At 60.0% G+C, this 18,441-nt stretch carries 17 protein-coding genes; 10 read left to right on the forward strand and 7 right to left on the reverse strand.

Features of this window, described 5'->3' with window-relative positions; translation table 11 throughout:
- The 3 genes from rpsR to HMPREF3138_RS13805 all read left to right on the forward strand — a co-directional run bounded on the left by rpsR (nt 1) and on the right by HMPREF3138_RS13805 (nt 1,185).
- Nucleotides 1-228: a 30S ribosomal protein S18 gene (rpsR, locus tag HMPREF3138_RS13795; protein WP_000135199.1), complete on the forward strand. Its 228-nt coding sequence runs from the start codon at nt 1-3 to the stop codon at nt 226-228.
- Nucleotides 229-267: 39 nt separating this feature from the next.
- On the forward strand, nt 268-720 hold the full coding sequence (gene rplI / locus HMPREF3138_RS13800) for a 50S ribosomal protein L9 (RefSeq protein ID WP_004933629.1): 453 nt from the start codon (nt 268-270) through the stop codon (nt 718-720).
- A 111-nt stretch (nt 721-831) separates the two neighbouring features.
- Nucleotides 832-1,185, forward strand: a complete 354-nt coding sequence (locus tag HMPREF3138_RS13805; protein WP_038879181.1) for a DUF488 domain-containing protein — start codon at nt 832-834, stop codon at nt 1,183-1,185.
- A gap of 3 nt (nt 1,186-1,188) precedes the next feature.
- On the opposite strand, the gene HMPREF3138_RS13810 is transcribed toward HMPREF3138_RS13805, so the two are convergent.
- Nucleotides 1,189-1,857, reverse strand: a complete 669-nt coding sequence (locus HMPREF3138_RS13810) for an OapA family protein (RefSeq protein ID WP_038879178.1) — start codon at nt 1,855-1,857, stop codon at nt 1,189-1,191.
- A 266-nt stretch (nt 1,858-2,123) separates the two neighbouring features.
- On the opposite strand from HMPREF3138_RS13810, the gene fklB reads away from it, so the two are divergent.
- Nucleotides 2,124-2,744 carry a BamJ family beta-barrel-assembly machinery protein gene (fklB, locus tag HMPREF3138_RS13815; protein WP_004933618.1) on the forward strand — a complete coding sequence of 207 codons (621 nt, stop codon included), beginning with the start codon at nt 2,124-2,126 and terminating at the stop codon, nt 2,742-2,744.
- Between the two features lie 43 nt (nt 2,745-2,787).
- On the opposite strand, the gene ytfE is transcribed toward fklB, so the two are convergent.
- Both ytfE and HMPREF3138_RS13825 read right to left on the reverse strand, forming a co-directional pair.
- Nucleotides 2,788-3,453: an iron-sulfur cluster repair protein YtfE gene (gene ytfE / locus HMPREF3138_RS13820; protein ID WP_038879175.1), complete on the reverse strand. Its 666-nt coding sequence runs from the start codon at nt 3,451-3,453 to the stop codon at nt 2,788-2,790.
- 116 nt (nt 3,454-3,569) lie between these two features.
- Nucleotides 3,570-5,522: a bifunctional 2',3'-cyclic-nucleotide 2'-phosphodiesterase/3'-nucleotidase gene (locus HMPREF3138_RS13825; protein WP_038879172.1), complete on the reverse strand. Its 1,953-nt coding sequence runs from the start codon at nt 5,520-5,522 to the stop codon at nt 3,570-3,572.
- A gap of 255 nt (nt 5,523-5,777) precedes the next feature.
- On the opposite strand from HMPREF3138_RS13825, the gene cysQ reads away from it, so the two are divergent.
- Nucleotides 5,778-6,518 (forward strand): 3'(2'),5'-bisphosphate nucleotidase CysQ, encoded by a 741-nt coding sequence (gene cysQ / locus HMPREF3138_RS13830; protein ID WP_038879767.1) that lies wholly within the window; start codon nt 5,778-5,780, stop codon nt 6,516-6,518.
- A gap of 1 nt (nt 6,519) precedes the next feature.
- On the opposite strand, the gene HMPREF3138_RS13835 is transcribed toward cysQ, so the two are convergent.
- On the reverse strand, nt 6,520-7,077 hold the full coding sequence (locus tag HMPREF3138_RS13835) for a YtfJ family protein (RefSeq protein ID WP_038879169.1): 558 nt from the start codon (nt 7,075-7,077) through the stop codon (nt 6,520-6,522).
- A 330-nt stretch (nt 7,078-7,407) separates the two neighbouring features.
- Between HMPREF3138_RS13835 and HMPREF3138_RS13840 the strand changes: the two genes are divergently transcribed.
- Entirely contained in the window at nt 7,408-7,614 is a 207-nt protein-coding gene (locus tag HMPREF3138_RS13840; protein WP_019453363.1) for a DUF1107 domain-containing protein, read from the forward strand.
- Nucleotides 7,615-7,681: 67 nt separating this feature from the next.
- On the opposite strand, the gene HMPREF3138_RS13845 is transcribed toward HMPREF3138_RS13840, so the two are convergent.
- Nucleotides 7,682-9,013: a polyamine export protein PaeA gene (locus HMPREF3138_RS13845; RefSeq protein ID WP_038879165.1), complete on the reverse strand. Its 1,332-nt coding sequence runs from the start codon at nt 9,011-9,013 to the stop codon at nt 7,682-7,684.
- Between the two features lie 180 nt (nt 9,014-9,193).
- Complete coding sequence (gene msrA / locus HMPREF3138_RS13850; RefSeq protein WP_038879162.1) at nt 9,194-9,835, reverse strand: peptide-methionine (S)-S-oxide reductase MsrA; 642 nt, start codon at nt 9,833-9,835, stop codon at nt 9,194-9,196.
- A gap of 305 nt (nt 9,836-10,140) precedes the next feature.
- Here msrA and HMPREF3138_RS13855 point away from each other — a divergent pair, with 305 nt between their 5' ends.
- Genes HMPREF3138_RS13855 through HMPREF3138_RS13865 form a run of 3 tightly spaced genes read left to right on the forward strand, consistent with a single transcriptional unit; the run spans nt 10,141 to nt 16,024 of the window.
- Complete coding sequence (locus tag HMPREF3138_RS13855; protein WP_260453049.1) at nt 10,141-11,859, forward strand: autotransporter assembly complex protein TamA; 1,719 nt, start codon at nt 10,141-10,143, stop codon at nt 11,857-11,859.
- Nucleotides 11,856-15,674 (forward strand): autotransporter assembly complex protein TamB, encoded by a 3,819-nt coding sequence (locus tag HMPREF3138_RS13860; protein WP_038879156.1) that lies wholly within the window; start codon nt 11,856-11,858, stop codon nt 15,672-15,674. The genes HMPREF3138_RS13855 and HMPREF3138_RS13860 overlap by 4 nt, the downstream gene beginning before the upstream one ends.
- Nucleotides 15,675-15,676: 2 nt before the next feature.
- Nucleotides 15,677-16,024 carry a gamma-glutamylcyclotransferase family protein gene (locus HMPREF3138_RS13865; RefSeq protein WP_033648686.1) on the forward strand — a complete coding sequence of 116 codons (348 nt, stop codon included), beginning with the start codon at nt 15,677-15,679 and terminating at the stop codon, nt 16,022-16,024.
- A 54-nt stretch (nt 16,025-16,078) separates the two neighbouring features.
- On the opposite strand, the gene ppa is transcribed toward HMPREF3138_RS13865, so the two are convergent.
- Complete coding sequence (ppa, locus tag HMPREF3138_RS13870) at nt 16,079-16,609, reverse strand: inorganic diphosphatase (protein ID WP_004933594.1); 531 nt, start codon at nt 16,607-16,609, stop codon at nt 16,079-16,081.
- Nucleotides 16,610-16,869: 260 nt separating this feature from the next.
- On the opposite strand from ppa, the gene HMPREF3138_RS13875 reads away from it, so the two are divergent.
- Nucleotides 16,870-18,423 (forward strand): methyl-accepting chemotaxis protein, encoded by a 1,554-nt coding sequence (locus HMPREF3138_RS13875; protein ID WP_038879153.1) that lies wholly within the window; start codon nt 16,870-16,872, stop codon nt 18,421-18,423.
- The last annotated feature ends 18 nt before the right edge of the window (nt 18,424-18,441 follow it).

Here is an 18,441-nt window from a genome sequence, read left to right on the forward strand (position 1 = left end):
ATGGCACGTTATTTCCGTCGTCGCAAGTTCTGCCGTTTCACCGCGGAAGGCGTTCAAGAGATTGACTATAAAGACATCGCTACGCTGAAAAACTACATCACCGAAAGTGGTAAAATTGTACCGAGCCGTATCACCGGTACTCGTGCAAAATATCAGCGCCAGCTGGCCCGTGCTATCAAGCGCGCGCGCTACCTGTCTTTGTTGCCGTACACTGATCGTCATCAGTAATCGGCCACTGTCCATTAACGACTTTGAGAGGATAAGGTAATGCAAGTTATTCTGCTTGATAAAGTAGCAAACCTGGGCAGCCTGGGTGATCAAGTTAACGTTAAAGCGGGCTACGCTCGTAACTTCCTGGTACCACAGGGCAAAGCTGTTCCTGCTACCAAGAAAAACGTTGAGTTCTTCGAAGCACGCCGTGCTGAACTGGAAGCCAAACTGGCTGACGTTCTGGCTGCTGCTGAAGCTCGCGCAACCAAGATCAACGAACTGGGTTCAGTCACCATCGCTTCCAAATCTGGCGACGAAGGTAAACTGTTCGGCTCTATCGGCACCCGCGACATCGCTGACGCAGTGACTGCGGCAGGCGTTGAAGTTGCCAAGAGTGAAGTTCGTCTGCCGAACGGCGTTCTGCGTACCACTGGCGAGCACGAAGTGCACTTCCAGGTACACAGCGACGTGTTCGCACAGCTGAATGTAGTTGTGGTTGCAGAAGCGTAATTTACGCTGCTGTTAACCCGGTTAAAACGCCAGCCTCGCGCTGGCGTTTTGCTTTTCTGCGCCCGGCAAAACGCGCTACGCTTGAAGACGGGATGAAAAGGAGAGCGTGCGATGGCAAAGATTACGCTACAGCGGGTTTATGATTTCAGCGCGCCGGCGCCGGAACACTGTTATCTGATAGACAGGCTATGGCCGCGCGGCATCAGCAAGGAGCGGCTGACGGGCGTGCAGTGGCTGAAACAGGTGGCGCCGGATGACGAACTGCGCAAGTGGTTCCATCAGCATACCGACCAGTGGGCGGTCTTCGAGGCGCGTTACCGCCAACAGCTGGCGGCCAACGACGCCTGGCAGCCGCTGGTGGCGCTGTTACGGCAGGGGCAAACGCTGACGCTGCTGTATGGCAGCAAAGATACCGAGCACAACCAGGGCGTGGTGCTGCGCGAGTTTTTGCTGGCGCAGCTGTAGGGATTAGCGTTCCCGGCGGTAGCTGCCGTCGGCCTGGCGGCGGAACAGCGCCTGGCTGTTGTCCACCGTGGTGACCGACAGCGCGTTAATCACGCCGTTGGCGTCGCGTTCGATGCGCACTTCCTGGCCGGCTTTCATGTTGCTCAGCGGCTTGTCGCCGCCTTCCACCTGCGCCATGGCGAACACTTCATTCACCGGCAGATTGTTGTCGCGAAACAGCTGGGCCAGGGTCTGGCCGGGCTGGATCTGATAACGCTGCCAGTTGCCCGCCGGCGTTGGTTCGTTGGCAGACGTGGTGCCGCCGTTTTGCAGATCGGCCTGCAGCGGCACGCTGGTTTCCTGCTGGGAAACCGGGAACGGCTGTCTTTCGGGCGAGTACGGCCACAGCAGGGCCAGCAGCAGGATGATGCCGAAGATCAGCACCCAGCGGCGGTGGAAGTAGGGCAGCGGCTCCATCCAATGGAAACCGTCCGGCAGATGCCAGACTTTGGCCAGCAGCGCTTTGACCTGCTGCATTTTGTCGTTGGCCGGCGGTGGCTCCGATGGCGGTTCCGCGCCTTCAGACGTGGGTGCGGCGCCCGGTTTCAGGCGCTGTCTGACATTCAGCCAGGTGCGCAGCAGCGGCTGGTAGATGCGGGTGGTTTTCCTTCTCCTGGGCGCGATTCTGCCCATGGTGACCTCTCTTCGACGGCGTAGTAATTAGCGCGGCGCGGCAGCGCCTCGCCTGCCCGATATCCTGCTTTCAGTATAGTCCGCTAACTGATTGAAGCGAAAGGCAGCTGAGCGGCAGAGCCGCGGTTTGCGGCTGCGGGCGTTAACAGAAGATTATTGTTTCTTTTTCTACGACAAAAGTCATCATTCTCCACACAAGATTTTACCCGACATTGACGCGCTGTTATGCTGCGCTTTCGACTTTTTACAGACTTAAGGAAAACCCCATGACAACCCCTTCTTTTGACAGCGTTGAAGCGCAAGCAAGTTACGGGATTGGTTTACAGGTCGGCCAGCAGCTGCAAGAGTCCGGGCTGGAAGGTTTGCAACCGGAAGCTTTGCTGGCGGGTCTGCGTGACGCGCTGGAAGGGAATGCCCCGGCGGTTCCGGTAGACGTGGTGCACCGTGCGCTGCGTGAAATCCACGAGCGTGCGGACGCGGTGCGCCGCGAGCGCCAGCAGGCGATGGCCGTTGAAGGCCAGAAATTCCTGGACGACAACGCCAAGCGCGACGACGTGACGCTGACCGAGTCCGGCCTGCAGTTCTCCGTGCTGGAGCAGGGCAACGGCCCGATCCCGTCCCGTCAGGATCGCGTGCGTGTGCACTACACCGGTCGTCTGATCAACGGCGATGTGTTCGACAGCTCGGTTGAGCGCGGCCAGCCGGCAGAATTCCCGGTCAGCGGCGTGATCCCAGGCTGGATCGAAGCGCTGACCCTGATGCCGGTCGGCTCCAAATGGCAGCTGTATATCCCGCACAACCTGGCCTATGGCGAGCGTGGCGCTGGCGCGTCCATCCCGCCGTTCAGCGCGCTGGTGTTCGACGTCGAGCTGCTGGAAATCCTGTAATCCCACCGAGGATTGCTCTGGGCGCCTTCGTGGCGCCCTTATTTTATGCGCCGCGCAGCGCGCGCGGGAACAGCAGGTTGTTTTCCAGGCTGATGTGCTCCATCAGATCGCCGATGAACTCGTCGATGCCGGTGTACAGCGCTCGCCAGGTGGTGCAGGCGCCCTCCGGCGGCGTGACGTTATCGGTGAGGAACTTCACCACTTCCAACTGCTCACCCGCCTCGTCATGTTCATGCTCCATCACCGAGATCGGTCCGGCGGCCTGCGGCCCCATGCCCTGTTTGATCAGCGGGAACAGGATCTGTTCCTCTTTCATCATGTGATTCTCCAGATCCAGGCGGATCCGGTTCAGCTGCTTCGCCAACCCGCGCGGGCAGCTGGGCTTGTCGCCGTGCACGCGTTCGACCTTTTCCGCCATCAGCACCAGTTCTGCCAGCTGCTCGCGGTGCCGCTGATGAAAGCGTGGCAGAATGTAGTCGATCACCTCACCGAGCGGCGCTGTGCGCCAGTCCCGGCTTGGCTCCGGCGTGGCGGCCAGGGCGGCCAGTTCGTTTTCCAGCCTGTCGATATCTAACCTTCTGCGCTCGGCGGCGTGTGCCAGCGATTGCCGGCCGCCGCAGCAGAAATCCAGCTGATGCTGGCGAAACAGACGGGATGCACGGGGAATGGCGATAGCGAGCGCGCCAAGGGATTGATTGCGGTAATCCATGGTAGTGCCTCTTTAAACGAAGGAATCTTATAACATGCATTTTAAATGCAATTTAAAGGGCGCACCAGCGGGAAAATCGAAGAGAAGGTGGCCGGGGTGAGGCCCCGGCCGGGTGATTATTTCGCGCTGAGATCGATGCGATACACCGCGAAGCCGATGCGGTCATTGCCCTCGGCGGTCATCGGATATTGAGCGTGCTCCTTGATAAACGCCGTCGCTTTGTCCGACGGCGAGGTCTCGAAGCGGATATCCAGCGGCTGCTGGCTGCTGAAGGTCGCCAAACGCCAGTTGTTGTCCGCCTGCGGATGCACCGCGCCGTGTCGCTGGGTTTCGGTGCTGATGTAGGCCGCCAGCACTGAACGGTTCTCATCCGGCGAAGCGAAGGCGATGTGTTTGTCGCCGGTGCCGGCAAATTTGCCGCCGTAGGCGCGGTAGTTGTTGGTGGCGATCAGGAAGGTGGCGTTCGGATCGATCGGCTTGCCGTTGAAGGTCAACTGCTTGATGCGCTCTGCCTTATCGTTGATCAGCTGGCATTCACCGTCGTAGCGCGCCGGCTGGCTGACGTCGATCTGGTAATTGACGCCGTCGATCACGTCGAAGTTATAGGTGCGGAAGCCGTCCCAGTTGATCAAGCCCTGCGGCTTGGCGCTGTTGACGTCGATCTGGTTGAACTGGCCGGCGGAGCACTCCAGCCACTCTTTCACCTCTTTGCCGCTGGCCTTCACCACCACCAGGGTATTGGGGTAGAGATAGAGATCGGCGGCGTTGCGGAAGGTGAGTTGGCCCTTTTCCACTTCGACGAAGCTGGCCGGATCGTTCTTGCGGCCGCCGACCTTGAACGGCGCCGCCGCCGACAGCACCGGCAGATCGGCCAGATCCGGATCGCCCTGAATGTAATGTTCAACGTAGGCTTTCTGCGCATTGTTGACGATCTGCACCGTCGGATCGTCCTGCACCAGCGCCAGATAGCTGTACATGTTGCCGTCGGATTTGCCGATCGGCTGGCTGACGAACTCGCGCGTGCCCTTGTGATCGTCCGCCAACACCTTCACCAGCGCGGCGTCTTCCGCCGCCAGCGATTTCTTGTTCTCTTTGTCGTAGATCGGCCGTGCTTCCGCTTTGGCGGCGGTCACTTTCCAGCTACCGCTATCGTTGTTGAGCTGCAGGTCGACCACGCCGAGATGATCGCCCCATTGGCCCGGCATCACCGCCGGTACGCCGTTCAGCAGGCCCTTATCGATATCCGCGCCTTTGATGTTGGCGAAGTCCTTGCTCGGGAACACCGCATGGGCGTGGCCGAACATGATGGCGTCGATGCCCGGTACCTGGCTGAGGTAGTAGACCGAGTTTTCCGCCATTGCCTTGTAAGGCTCGCTGGACAGCCCGGAATGTGGGATCGCCACCACCAGATCGGCGCCCTGTTTACGCATTTCCGGCACGTAGCGTTTGGCGGTGGCGGTGATGTCGTCCACCGTCACCTTGCCCTGCAGGTTAGCCTTGTCCCACACCAGGATCTGCGGCGGCACGAAGCCGATGTAGCCGATGCGCAGCGTATGCGCCTTGCCGTCGCGGTCTTTCACCGGCGTATCGACGATGATGTACGGCGTGAACAGCGGTTTTTGCGTTTTGGCGTCGATGACGTTGGCGTTGATATACGGGAACTTGGCGCCGGCGATGGCGTTTTTCAGGTAGTCCAGCCCGTAGTTGAATTCATGGTTGCCGATGTTGCCGACCACATAGTCCAGCGTATTCATCGCCTTATAGACCGGATGCACGTCGCCCGGTTTCAGCCCCTTGGCCGCCATGTAGTCGCCGAGCGGGCTGCCCTGAATGATGTCGCCGTTGTCCACCAACACCGCGTTGGTAGCCTGCTGGCGCGCCTGCTGGATCAGGCTGGCGGTGCGCACCAGGCCGAATTTATCGGTTGGCGTGTCCTTGTAGTAATCGAAGTCCATCATGTTGCTGTGCAGGTCGGTGGTTTCCAGCACGCGCAGGTCGACGGTGGCCGCCTGCGCCGAGGCGCACACCAGCAGCGCAAGCGCGGACAGCGTCAGGGGATGCTTCATCATTTTGGGCTCTCTCCATTTCATTATTCGAGTGTTATCGCAGAGGGAAATGTAATTAACATTGCTTGCCACAGCAAACTGTGAAGTGTGGCAGAAAACGGCGGCAGGTAACGCGGGGAAGTTCACAGTTGTGCCCAACAAGATCTGATGAATTCCCGGGGGTTAGCCGGTTGAGATGGATATTCGGCGTAAAAAAAACTAGTCTGCTAGCAGAGACAGGGGGAAATTTCCCACGGAGATGCAGAGTTGAGGTGCATGATGTTAGAGCGAATTTGCCAACTGTCCCGCGAGGCGGGGGCGGCGATCATGGCGGTGTACGACGGTGAACAACCGCTTGATGTCGCACAGAAGAACGATGATTCACCGGTGACGGCGGCCGATCTGGCGGCACATCACATCATCAAGCGCGGCCTGGCGGCGCTGACGCCCGAGGTGCCGCTGCTGTCGGAAGAAGATCCGCCGGCGTGGGAAGATCGCCGCAACTGGACGCGTTACTGGCTGGTCGATCCGTTGGACGGCACCAAAGAGTTCTTGCACCGCAACGGTGAGTTCACGGTCAATATCGCCCTGATTGAAGACGGGCAGGCGGTGATGGGGGTGGTGTACGCCCCGGCGATCGACGTGCTGTATCTGGCGGAGCGCGGCAAGGCCTGGAAAGAAGAGAAGGGCGTGCGGCAGGCGATCGGCGTCAGCAACGCGCATCCGCCGCTGGTGGTGGTGAGCCGCTCGCATATCGACGACGAACTGAAAGACTATTTGCAGCAGCTGGGTGAGCACCAGACCGTGTCCGTCGGCTCCTCACTGAAGTTCTGCCTGGTGGCGGAAGGCAAGGCGCAGCTCTATCCGCGCTTCGGGCCGACCAACATTTGGGATACCGCCGCAGGGCATGCGGTGGCGGTGGCTGCCGGGGCGCAAATTCACGATTGGCAGGGCAAGCCGTTGCTCTATACCCCGCGTGAATCTTTCCTCAACCCCGGCTTCCGGGTGTCGCTGTTCTGAGTTAGTTCGCCAACAGCTGGTGCAGCTTGGACATTACCTGCTGCACCTCTTCCGGCGTCAGCGCGCCGTCTTTGGCGAACTGAATGCGCCCTTGCTTATCCAGCACCACAATAGCTGAGCCTTTCGGCTGCAGATCCCAGGCCTTGCGCACGTTGCCGTCGCTGTCGACGATAAACTGCGACCACGGGAACTCCTTCTTGCTGTCCTCAATGCTGCTGCGCACGAACATCGCGGTGCCCATCAGGGCATCGTCGGTGTTGACGATTGTCGTCGTTTGGTAACGATCGTGTGGTAGCTTCGCCTTCTTGATCGCTTCAATCAGTGGGTCGTTCATGTCTTTGGCGGAGCTGCGGCCGGCAATATGTTGTATCACTCGCACTTTTCCACTGAGCTGCGCGCTGTTCCAGTTCTGGTAGCTAAAATTACCGTCAGCGTAATTGAGCTCTCCTTTGTCACTGACGCCGACCGGCGACACGCGCTGCTGGAGCTGGAAGTTGTGCGCGGAAGCGAAAAGCGGGGCGAGCAGCAGGGATACCATCAGCATGCGACTTGTTTTCATGCTTTCTCCTTGTAATGAGTGGAATTTGTGCGACAGCACTTCGACAGCCTAAAGCATAGGATGTGATAAGAGGTCTGTCCTGTTAACCGGATCGCAGATTTTCCCTTGGTTCGCTAATCATCAGATTTTGAAGGGATATACTGAAAACGTTATAAATTATCATATACAATTCTGTCAAAAAGTGTAAATCCAGCGTAGATCACCGGGCAGAAGTGAACGTTCTGGTCTTTACTGGGTCTACTACATGCAATCAAGTTGCGTTCTGAATTTCGAGGCTGCCACCTTTGGCGGCTCGCTGAGCGCATGGATCAACGGGAGGAGCGTAAAAGAATGAGAATCTTCCAGCGTTATAACCCTTTGAAAGTGGCAAAGTACGTTAAGACCCTGTTTCGCGGAAGGCTGTATATCAAGGACGTGGGCGCATTTGAATTCGACGAGGGGAAAATCCTGCCGCCGAAGATTCGTGACAAGCGCCATTTCAGCGTGATGTCTGAAGTGAACCGCCAGGTGCTGCTGTTGCAGGCCGAGTTTGGCTGAACACTACGCTGACAGCGATAAAAAAATGCGGCCCCGATGGGGCCGCTGATGTTTTTGCCGGCTGGCGTCAAGCCGCCGGGGTGTCTTCCGGGGCTTTCGGCAGTACCGCCGCCGGTTTGTCGCTCAGCCGGGTGACCAGCAGCTGGTCTATCTTGTAGCTGTCGATATCCACCACTTCGAACTTGTAGCCGGCGTATTTGACAAAGTCGGTGCGTTTCGGGATCTTGCGCAGCATATACATCATAAAGCCGCCGATGGTCTCGTAGTTGCCCGCCTGCGGGAACTCGTCGATGTCCAGCACGCGCATCACGTCGTCGATCGGCGTGCCGCCCTCAATCAGCCATGAGCTTTCGTCGCGCGCCACGATCTGCTCTTCCTGGCCTTGGCCAACCAGATCGCCCATCAGCGTGGTCATCACGTCGTTAAGGGTGATGATGCCTACCACCAACGCATATTCATTGAGGATCACCGCGAAGTCTTCGCCGGCGGTCTTGAAGCTTTCCAACGCTTCGGACAGCGTCAGCGTATCCGGCACGATCAGCGCCGAACGGATCTGCACGCCGCTGCTCAGCACCAGGCTCTGGTTGCCCAGCACGCGGTTCAGCAGGTCTTTGGAATCGACGTAGCCGACCACCTGATCGATATGGCCGTCGCACACCAGGAACTTGGAGTGCGGATGGGTCGAGACCTTCTCCTTGATGCTCTCTTCGCTTTCGCGCAGGTCGAAGTACACCACGCTTTCGCGCGAGGTCATCGAAGACGGCACGGTGCGCGATTCCAGTTCGAACACGTTTTCAATCAGCTCATGTTCCTGCTTGCGCAGCACGCCCGCCAGGGCACCGGCTTCCACCACCGCGTAGATGTCGTCGGAGGTAATGTCGTCCTTACGCACCATCGGCAGCTTGAACATGCGGAAGATCAGGTTGGCCATGCCGTTGAAGAACCACACCAGCGGGCGGAAGATCATGATGGAGAAACGCATCGGGTTGATGATCCGGACGGCGACCGTCTCTGGTGCAATCATACCGATGCGCTTCGGGGTCAAATCGGCGAACAGGATAAACAGGCTGGTCACCAGCACGAAGGAGCAGATGAAGCTGACCTGTTCCGCCAGTTCGGGCGACAGGAATTTAATGAAGAATTGTTGGAAGGTGCCGGAAAACGCCGCGTCGCCGACGATACCGCCGAGGATGGCCACGGCGTTCAGGCCGATCTGCACCACGGTGAAGAAGATGCCCGGGGTTTCTTGCAGTTTAAGCACTCTGGCTGCGTTGACGTTGCCTTCGTCTGCCATCAGCTTCAGTTTGATCTTGCGCGAGGCGGCCAGAGAGATTTCCGACAGTGAGAAAAACGCACTCACCGCGATCAGAAAAAGAATCAGTAAAATACTGTTTAACATAATCTATCCATACGTGCCGACGGGATGCCGGCGCTCTTGAGGAAGGGTAGTACATAGTAAAAAAAGCAGCGATAACAACCAGAAGGGAAGCTATCGGGCCGCAGAAGCGGCCCGCATAGTATAGCAGTTGCCCCACAGGGGCCGCCAGCGGTTAAAAAAGTGCCGCCGGCCGGCATCGGATCAGCCCTGCGGCGGCAGGCAAACGCCGATGCCGCCCAGCCCGCAGTAGCCTTCCGGGTTTTTGAACAGGTACTGCTGATGATCGTCTTCCGCGTAATAGAACGGCAGCGCCGGCGCGATCTCGGTAGTGATGGCGCGCTTGTCGCCCGCTGCGTCCATCGCCTGCTGGAAGCGCTGCAGGCTGCTTTCCGCCTCGGCCTGCTGCTCCGGGCTCAGCGTGTAAATCGCCGAGCGGTACTGGGTGCCGACGTCGCCGCCCTGGCGCATGCCCTGCGCCGGATCGTGATTTTCCCAGAATACCTGCAGCAGCTGTTTGTAGCTGACGACCTGCGGATCGAACACCACGCGCACCACTTCGGCGTGGCCGGTCTGGCCGCTGCACACTTCGCGGTAGGTCGGGTTTGGCGTATAGCCGCCGCTGTAGCCGGCGGCGGTGCTGTAGACGCCCGGCTGCTGCCAGAACAGGCGCTCGACGCCCCAGAAACAGCCCATGGCGAAGATCGCCACCTCCATGCCTGCCGGCACCTGGGTCATCGAGTGTTCGGTGACCACGTTGAGCGTTGCGACAGGCATTGGCGTGGTGCGGCCAGGCAGCGCGCTTGCCTTATCGACGGTTTGTGATTTATCAAAAAATGGCACCACGGTTGACTCCTGTTGTCACAGTAAGAATTGACCCTACATGGGGGCGGTTCGGTTGTATCTCACCGCGTCTTTGCCCACAATAAGTGGCAAGTTGGGTTTATGTATAAGCTTAACGCAGTATTTTGAGCGCCAAAAGTGAAGAATTCGCCTGTTGCGCGGCGGTGGCAAAGCGCGGCGGGCGGCGTCCGGAACAAGGCTGAAGAGGGCTGCCGTCATGATAGCACGGAGTCTGCCCTGGCCCCGGAGCGAACACCATAACAGGAAAGTAAAATCAATAAGGAGAACACGTGCCAAAGTACCCGGTCATGTGCTTGATAGCTGTGTTGCTTGCGGCACCTGCAGCCTACGCAGCGAACGTGCGGTTGCAGGTGGAAGGGTTAAGCGGAGAGTTGGAAAAAAACGTTCGGGTGCGCCTGTCGTCGATCACGCCTGAAGAGGTCGGCACCGACGGTCGCTTCCGCGCACGGGTGGATGAGGCGGTGCGCCAGGGGCTGCGCGCGCTCGGCTATTACCAGCCGACCATCGAATTTACGCTGGACGATCGGCCGGGGATGTCGCGCCCGGTGCTGCATGCCAAGGTCAATCCGGGCGAACCGGTGCGTATCGCCGGCGCCAACATCGTGCTGGAAGGCGGCGCGAAGACCGATGAGGACTACCTGGCGCTGGTAAAGAAGGACCGGCCGACCATCGGCGAGATCCTCAACCACGGCAAGTATGACAGTTTCAAAGGCTCGCTCACCGGCCTGGCGCTGCGCAAAGGCTATTTCGATGCCGATATGACCAAAAGCCAGCTCGGCGTGGCCGAAGATTTGCACAAGGCGTTTTGGGATATCGATTTCAACAGCGGCGAACGTTACCGCTTCGGCAAGGTTAAATTCACCGGCTCGCAAATCCGCGAAGACTATCTGCAAAATCTGGTGCCCTTTCATCAGGGGGATTACTACAGTTCGGAGGATTTGGCCGAGCTGAACCGCCGTTTGTCCGCCACCAACTGGTTCAACTCGGTGGTGGTATCCCCTGATTTCAATGATGCCAAAGAGAACAAGATTTTGCCGTTGGACGCGCTGGTGACGCCGCGCACGCGCAACACCGTCGAGACCGGTATCGGTTACTCCACCGACGTCGGCCCGCGGGTGAAAGGCACCTGGAAAAAGCCCTGGCTCAACGATCGCGGGCATAGCCTGGAAACCAGCGCCAGCGTGTCGGCGCCGGAGCAGCAGCTGGATCTGACCTACAAGATCCCGCTGCTCAAGAACCCGCTGGAGCAGTATTACCTGCTGCGGGGCGGCCTCAAGAACGTCAATCTTAACGACACCAAGTCCGTCACCTCCAAAGTGGTGGCCTCGCGCAACTGGGATCTCTCCAGCGGCTGGCAGCGGGCGATCAACTTGACCTGGCGCTGGGATAACTTTACCCAGGGTAGCGTCAGCAACACCACCATGCTGCTGTATCCCGGCGTCAGCTTCAACCGCACCCGCTCGCGCGGTGGCCTGATGCCGACCTGGGGCGACAGCCAGCGCTACTCTATCGACGTGTCCGACACCTCCTGGGGTTCCGGCGTGGACTTCGCGCTGATGCAGGCGCAGAACGTGTGGATCCGCACACTGGCCGACAAGCACCGTTTCGTGGCGCGCGGCCAGGTGGGCTGGATCGAAACCAACGATTTCGACAAGGTGCCGCCGGATCTGCGCTTCTTCGCCGGCGGTGACCGCAGTATTCGCGGCTACAAGTACAAAGACATTTCGCCGCGCGATGACGACGGCAAGCTGACCGGCGCCTCCAAGATGCTGACCGGTTCGCTGGAGTACCAGTACAACGTGACCGGCAAATGGTGGGGGGCGATGTTCGTTGACTCCGGTGAAGCGGTGAACGATATCAAGAAAAGCAACTTCAAGACCGGCGCCGGCGTAGGCGTGCGCTGGCAGTCGCCGGTGGGGCCGGTGAAGCTGGATATCGCCGCGCCTGTGGGAGACAAGGACACCCACGGGATGCAGTTCTACATCGGTTTGGGGCCTGAACTATGAGCCTGGTTAAAAAGATTTGTCTCGGATTTCTGGTCGTTCTGCTGTTGCTGATCGGCGGCCTGGCCTTCCTGATAGGCACCACCACCGGTTTGCATATGGTCATCAACGGCGCGGCGCGCTGGGTGCCGGGGCTGGAGATCGCCAGCGTCAGCGGCGGCTGGCGCGATCTGACGCTGAAGGGCGTGAAATATCAGATGCCGGGCGTGACGGTCAACGCCGGGCAGTTCCATCTCTCACTTGACCTGTCCTGCTTTAAACGCAGCTCGCTGTGCGTCAATGCCTTGTCCGCCCAGGATGTGGACGTGGCGGTGAACACCAAAGAGATGGCACCTTCCGCGCCGGTGGAGGAGAGCAGTGAGCCGACCACCAATCTCAGCACGCCTTACCCCATCACGCTGCGCCTGTTGGCGTTGAACAACGTCAAGGTCACCGTCGACGACACCGCCATCTCTCTGGCCGAGTTCCGCACCGGCGCGCAGTGGCAAGAGCGCGCGCTGACGTTGATGCCGACCAAGATCGGATCGCTGCTGATCGCCTTGCCGAAAACCCCGCAAAACCCGCTGCCGGAAGCGGTGCAGCCGGCGGTCGAGGTGGCGAAAAAGGTCGGGGAGCAGGTTACCGACGCGGCGAAGCCGGCACCTCAGCCGGAAGAGAAGCCGCTGGGCGAAACGCTGAAAGAACTGTTCGCCAAACCGCTGTTGCCGGATCTGCCGGACATCCGCCTGCCGCTGGATATCACCGTCAAAGAGATCCGCGGCGAGCAGCTGCGCTTGACCGGCGATACCGACGTACTAATCACGAGCCTGTTACTGCAGGCCAGCACGCAGGATCAGCATATCCAGCTGGACAACTTCGACGTGAAGTCGCCGCAGGGCACGCTGTCGGTGCAGGGGCAGGCAACCCTGACCGGCGACTGGCCGGTGGCCCTGACCGCCAACAGCGCGCTGAATATCGAACCGCTGAAAGGTGAGAAGGTGAAGCTGAACATCGGCGGTGGGCTGCGTGACGAGCTGAACGTGGCGCTGAACCTGTCCGGCCCGGTCGGCGCCCAGCTCGATGTGCAAACCCGGCTGGCCGAAGCCGGCCTGCCGCTGGCGCTGACGTTGCAGAGCAAGCAGTTGAAATGGCCGCTGAGCGGCGAGGCGCAGTATCAGGTCAACGATTTCCGCCTGCGCTTTAACGGCAAGGCGACCGACTACGCGCTGTCGACGCGCGCCAATCTGAAAGGCCAGGATCTGCCGCCGGCGGTGCTGACGCTGGACGGCAAAGGCAACGTCGAGCAGTTCAAGCTGGAACGCCTGCGGCTGGCGGCGCTGCAGGGCAATACCGATCTTACCGCGCTGGTGGACTGGAGCAAGGCCATCAGCTGGACCTCGCAATTGACGCTGAGCGGCATCAATACCGCCAAGCAGTGGCCGGAATGGCCGGCGAAGCTGGATGGCAAGATCACCACGCGCGGCAGCCTGCACGGCGGCAGCTGGCAGCTGCAGGTGCCGGTGCTGCAGCTGGACGGCAACGTGAAGCAGAATAAGGTCACGGCGCGCGGCACGCTGAGCGGTAACGCCGCCGGGCAGTGGAAAATCCCCGGCATCGATCTGGCGCTGGGGCGCAACCAGCTGAACGTCAAAGGGCAGCTGGACGAGAAGAGCTGGAACCTGGACGCCAACATCGACGCGCCGCGTTTGGACGGCGCGCTGCCGGGCCTGGGCGGCACCGCCAAAGGGATGCTGAAGCTGCGCGGCAATCTGCAGGCGCCGCAGCTGCTGGCGGATTTGACCGCTTCCGGCTTGCAGTGGCAGGCGCTGCGCATCAACCGCGTGAAGATCGATGGCGACGTGCGCTCCACGGATCAGATCCAGGGGCAGTTAGCGGTACGCGTCGAACAGCTGAAGCAGGATGCGCTGGAGGTCAGCCTGCTGACCCTCGACGCCAAAGGCAGCGAGAAGCAGCACCAGCTGCAGCTGAAGATTGACGGCAAGCCGGTCTCCGGCCAGCTGGCCCTGCAGGGTAGCTTCGATCGTCAGCAGCAGCGCTGGCGCGGCAATCTGAACAACACCCGTTTCGATACGCCGGTCGGGGAATGGCGCCTGACGCGCGCCATCGCGCTGGACTACCTGAACACCGAGCAGAAAATCAGCGTCGGGCCGCACTGTTGGCAGAACCCGAACGCCGAGCTGTGCGTGCCTAAGACCATTGAAGCCGGCCAGAGCGGCCAGGCCAGCGTGGTGCTCAACCGGTTCGACCTGGCGATGATCAAGCCGTTCCTCGGCCCGGACACCGCCCTGAGCGGCGTGTTCACCGGCCGGGCTGATGTCAGCTGGAAGCCGGGCGGCGCGCTGCCGGAGGCGAAAGTCACGCTGGCCGGCAACGGCGTCAAGGTGGTGCAGCAGGTGCAGGGCAACGCGCTGCCGATCGCCTTCGATACGCTGACCCTCAACGCCGGCCTGAACAACGGCCGCGCGCAGGCCGACTGGCGGATCAAACTGACCAACAACGGCCAGTTTGACGGCAATATCCAGGTGGCGGATCCGCAGGTGCGGCGCACCATCAGCGGCAACGTCAATATCACCAACATCTCGCTGGCGCTGATCAACCCGGCGCTGATGAAGGGCGAAAGCGCGGCGGGCATGCTGAACGCCAACCTGCGCCTGGGCGGCAGCGCGCAGAAGCCGCTGGTGTTCGGGCGCTTGGCGTTGGATCGGGCGAAGGTGCAGGGGCACTGGATGCCGTTCGACATGACCGACGCGCGGCTGGCGGTGAATTTCAACGGCATGACCTCGACGCTGGAAGGGTTGCTCAGCACCACGCGCGGCCAGCTGAATCTGGCGGGCGATGCCGACTGGCGCGATATCAACGCCTGGCGTGCGCGCATTGCCGCCAAGGGCGACAAGCTGCGGGTGACGGTGCCGCCGATGATCCGCATCGACGTGTCGCCGGATCTGGTGTTTGAAGCCACGCCGCAGCTGTTCTCGCTCAACGGTAAGGTCGACATTCCCTGGGCGCGCATCACGGTGCAGGAGCTGCCGGAAAGCGCGGTGGGCGTCTCTTCCGACGAGGTGATGCTGGACGACCAGCTGAAGCCGATTCAACCTAAGACCGCGTCGATCCCGATCAACAGCAATCTGATGATCCACGTCGGCAACGACGTGCGGCTGGACGCGTTCGGCCTCAAGGCCCGCCTGAAGGGCGATTTGAAAGTGGTACAGGACAAGAAAGGGCTGGGCCTCAACGGCCAGATTGACATCCCTTCCGGCCGATTCCATGCTTATGGTCAGGATTTGATCGTGCGTAAAGGGCAGCTGATGTTCTCCGGCCCGCCGGATCAGCCGCTGCTGAATATCGAGGCGATCCGTAACCCGGAATCCACCGAGGACGATGTGACCGCCGGCGTGCGGGTGACTGGCCTGGCAGATGCGCCGAAGCTGGAAGTGTTCTCCGATCCGGCCAAATCGCAGCAGGAAGCCTTGTCTTATCTGCTGCGCGGCCAGGGCTTGAGCAGCTCCGGCGCCGACGGCAACGCCATGACCTCGATGTTAATCGGCATGGGGGTTGCACAAAGTGGTCAACTTGTGGGTAAAATCGGCGAGGCATTCGGCGTGAGTAATTTGGCTCTGGACACTCAGGGGGTTGGCGACAATTCCCAGGTTGTCGTGAGCGGCTATGTCCTCCCAGGCTTACAAGTAAAATATGGGGTGGGCATTTTCGACTCGCTGGCCACGCTGACGTTGCGTTATCGCCTGATGCCTAAGTTGTATCTTGAAGCGGTGTCTGGTCTCGACCAGGCATTAGATTTGCTCTATCAGTTTGAGTTTTAGCGATGCGAATAATTGTCTACGGCAGTTTACGGCGCAAACAGGGAAACAGCCATTGGATGACCAACGCCCAATGGCTCGGCGAGCACGAGCTCGAAGGCTATCAGATTTATAATCTGGGCCATTACCCGGCGGCGATCCCTGGAGAGGGCACGATACATTGCGAGGTGTATCGTATTAACTCATCGATTCTGGCAGAGCTGGACGAACTGAAAAGCAACACCAAGGACTATAAGCGCGAGCTGATTCAGACGCCTTATGGGAGTGCGTGGATCTACCTGTACAAACACAGCGTGGACGGTTACCCGCGGATTACCAGCGGCGACTGGCTGAAGCGTCTCGACGAGCAGTAAGAAAAAAAAAACACCGCTCAATGAGCGGTGTTTTTCATCGGACGGCGGCTGGCATTACTTCTTGGCAGCGCGTTCGAAGGAGGCGATGATTTCCGCTTTAGCCGCGGCAGCGTCTGCCCAGCCTTCCACTTTCACCCATTTGCCTTTTTCCAGATCTTTGTAGTGCTCGAAGAAGTGAGCGATCTGGGCTTTCAGCAGTTCCGGCAGGTCGTTCACGTCTTTCACGTGATCGTACTCTTTGGTCAGCTTGCTGTGCGGTACCGCAACCAGCTTGGCGTCTTCACCGGCTTCGTCGGTCATCTTCAGCACGCCAACCGGACGGCAGCGGATCACGGAGCCCGGCTGCAGCGGGTATGGGGTTGGGACCAGCACGTCAACCGGGTCACCGTCCAGAGACAGGGTGTGGTTGATGTAGCCGTAGTTGCACGGGTAGAACATCGCGGTGGACATGAAACGGTCAACGAACAGCGCGCCGGTTTCTTTGTCGATTTCGTATTTGATTGGATCGGCGTTGGCCGGGATTTCGATTACTACGTAGATGTCTTCCGGCAGGTCTTTGCCAGCAGGGACCAGATTCAAGCTCATGTCGGTTTCCTTTAATCATCAAACCAGAAATGGAGTGGCGGCTATTATAGCGGACTCTTTTGCGATTTCCTGCCCTTTTCATCGTTGAAAACCCTGCGTGCCGGCGCACGGAGAATTTCCAGATTAATCCCGCCGCAGCATGAAGTTTTGCCTTCGCCTGCCGATAACTTCAACAAACAATAATGAGCCGGCAAAGCTGGCTCCGCGTTTTGCCACCCCTACTACGTCTGATCTCACTATTCTGAAGCCGGGAAGAACTCATGCTAAAAAAGATTACGGTGAAGGCTGGGCTGATCGCCCTGCTGAGCCTGATGACCATGCTGCTGATCATGGTCAGCGTTATTGGCGTCAACGCGATTAACGAAGGATCGCGTTCGATCCATACCCTTAACCAGATCCTCGGCGAAGAGCTGGGCTCGCTGGCCAACAGCTCCAACCTGACGCTGCGCGCCCGAACCGCCGCTTCGCTGGCGGTGCGCCAACGGGAGATCGGCCAGGTCGATGTCTCCGACGCCACCGTGGGCCGCATCTACGGTTACCTCGAGCAGTCGAACAAGGAAATGGCGCGCTTTGTCGGCGTTGGCACCGTGACCGATCGCGGCCGTGAACTCTCCAACCGCCTGCAAAACAGCTACCGCGCCTATCTGGAGCAGGGCGTGAAGCCGATGGCCGCCGCCATCAAGGCCGGCAAGATCGATGAGTATTATCACATTCAGGAAACGCGCATCTCCGCGCTGAGCATCGCGTTCGAAAAGGATCTCACCGATTTCCGCAGCTTCGCGATGAAGCTTGGCGCGCAGCAGGTGTATGACGCGGAAAACAACGCCAGCACCAAGATCTCGCTGATCGTGGTGGCGGGCCTGCTGAGCGTGCTGCTGGCGGTGCTGGCCTGGTTCGCGCTACGGGTGATCATTCTGCGCCCGCTGGACGAGTCCATCGCGCAGCTGGAACACATCGCCGGCGGCGATCTGACCCATGAGATCCGCGGCGAGGGCGATACCGAGATGGGCCGCCTGGTGCGGGCGATGCAGCGCATGCAGCAGGCGCTGGCCAGTTCGGTCAGCAAAGTGCGTGACGCCAGCAGCCAGATCGACACCGGTTCACGCGAACTGGCGGCCGGCAACCTGCACCTGGCGCAGCGCACCGAAGAATCGGCCGCTTCGCTGGAAGAGACCGCCGCCAGCATGGAACAGCTGACCTCGACGGTGAAAATGAACGCCGAGAACTGCGAGCAGGCCAACCAACTGGCGCTGAGCGTGTCCGATATCGCCAACCAGGGCAGCGATGTGGTCAGCCAGGTGATGAGCAAGATGCAGGCGATCACCGACAGCTCGCGCCGCATCGCCGACATCATCAGCGTGATGGACGGCATCGCCTTCCAGACCAATATCCTGGCGTTGAACGCGGCGGTAGAGGCGGCGCGTGCTGGCGAACAGGGCCGCGGTTTCGCGGTGGTGGCCGGCGAAGTGCGCAATCTGGCGCAGCGCAGCGCCCAGTCGGCGAAAGAGATCAAAGGGTTGATCGAAGCGTCGCAAAACCGGGTGCAGGAAGGCGAGCAGATGGTGGAGTCGGCGGCGCAGACCATGAGCGGCATCACCGGCGAAGTGGGCCGGGTCACGGCGCTGATGCGTGAGATCTCGGCGGCGACGCGCGAACAAAGCAGCGGCATCGAACAGGTGAACCTGGCGGTGGCGCAGATGGATCAGGTGGCGCAGCAGAATGCGGCACTGGTGGAAGAGTCGGCGGCGGCGACGCGCTCGCTGGAAGATCAGGCTCAGCTGCTGGCGCAGAGCATGGCGGTGTTCAAGCTGTAAGGCGATAAGGGTTCGGCG

Source organism: Serratia sp. HMSC15F11, assembly GCF_001808215.1.
GTDB classification, from domain to species: Bacteria; Pseudomonadota; Gammaproteobacteria; order Enterobacterales; family Enterobacteriaceae; genus Serratia; species Serratia nevei.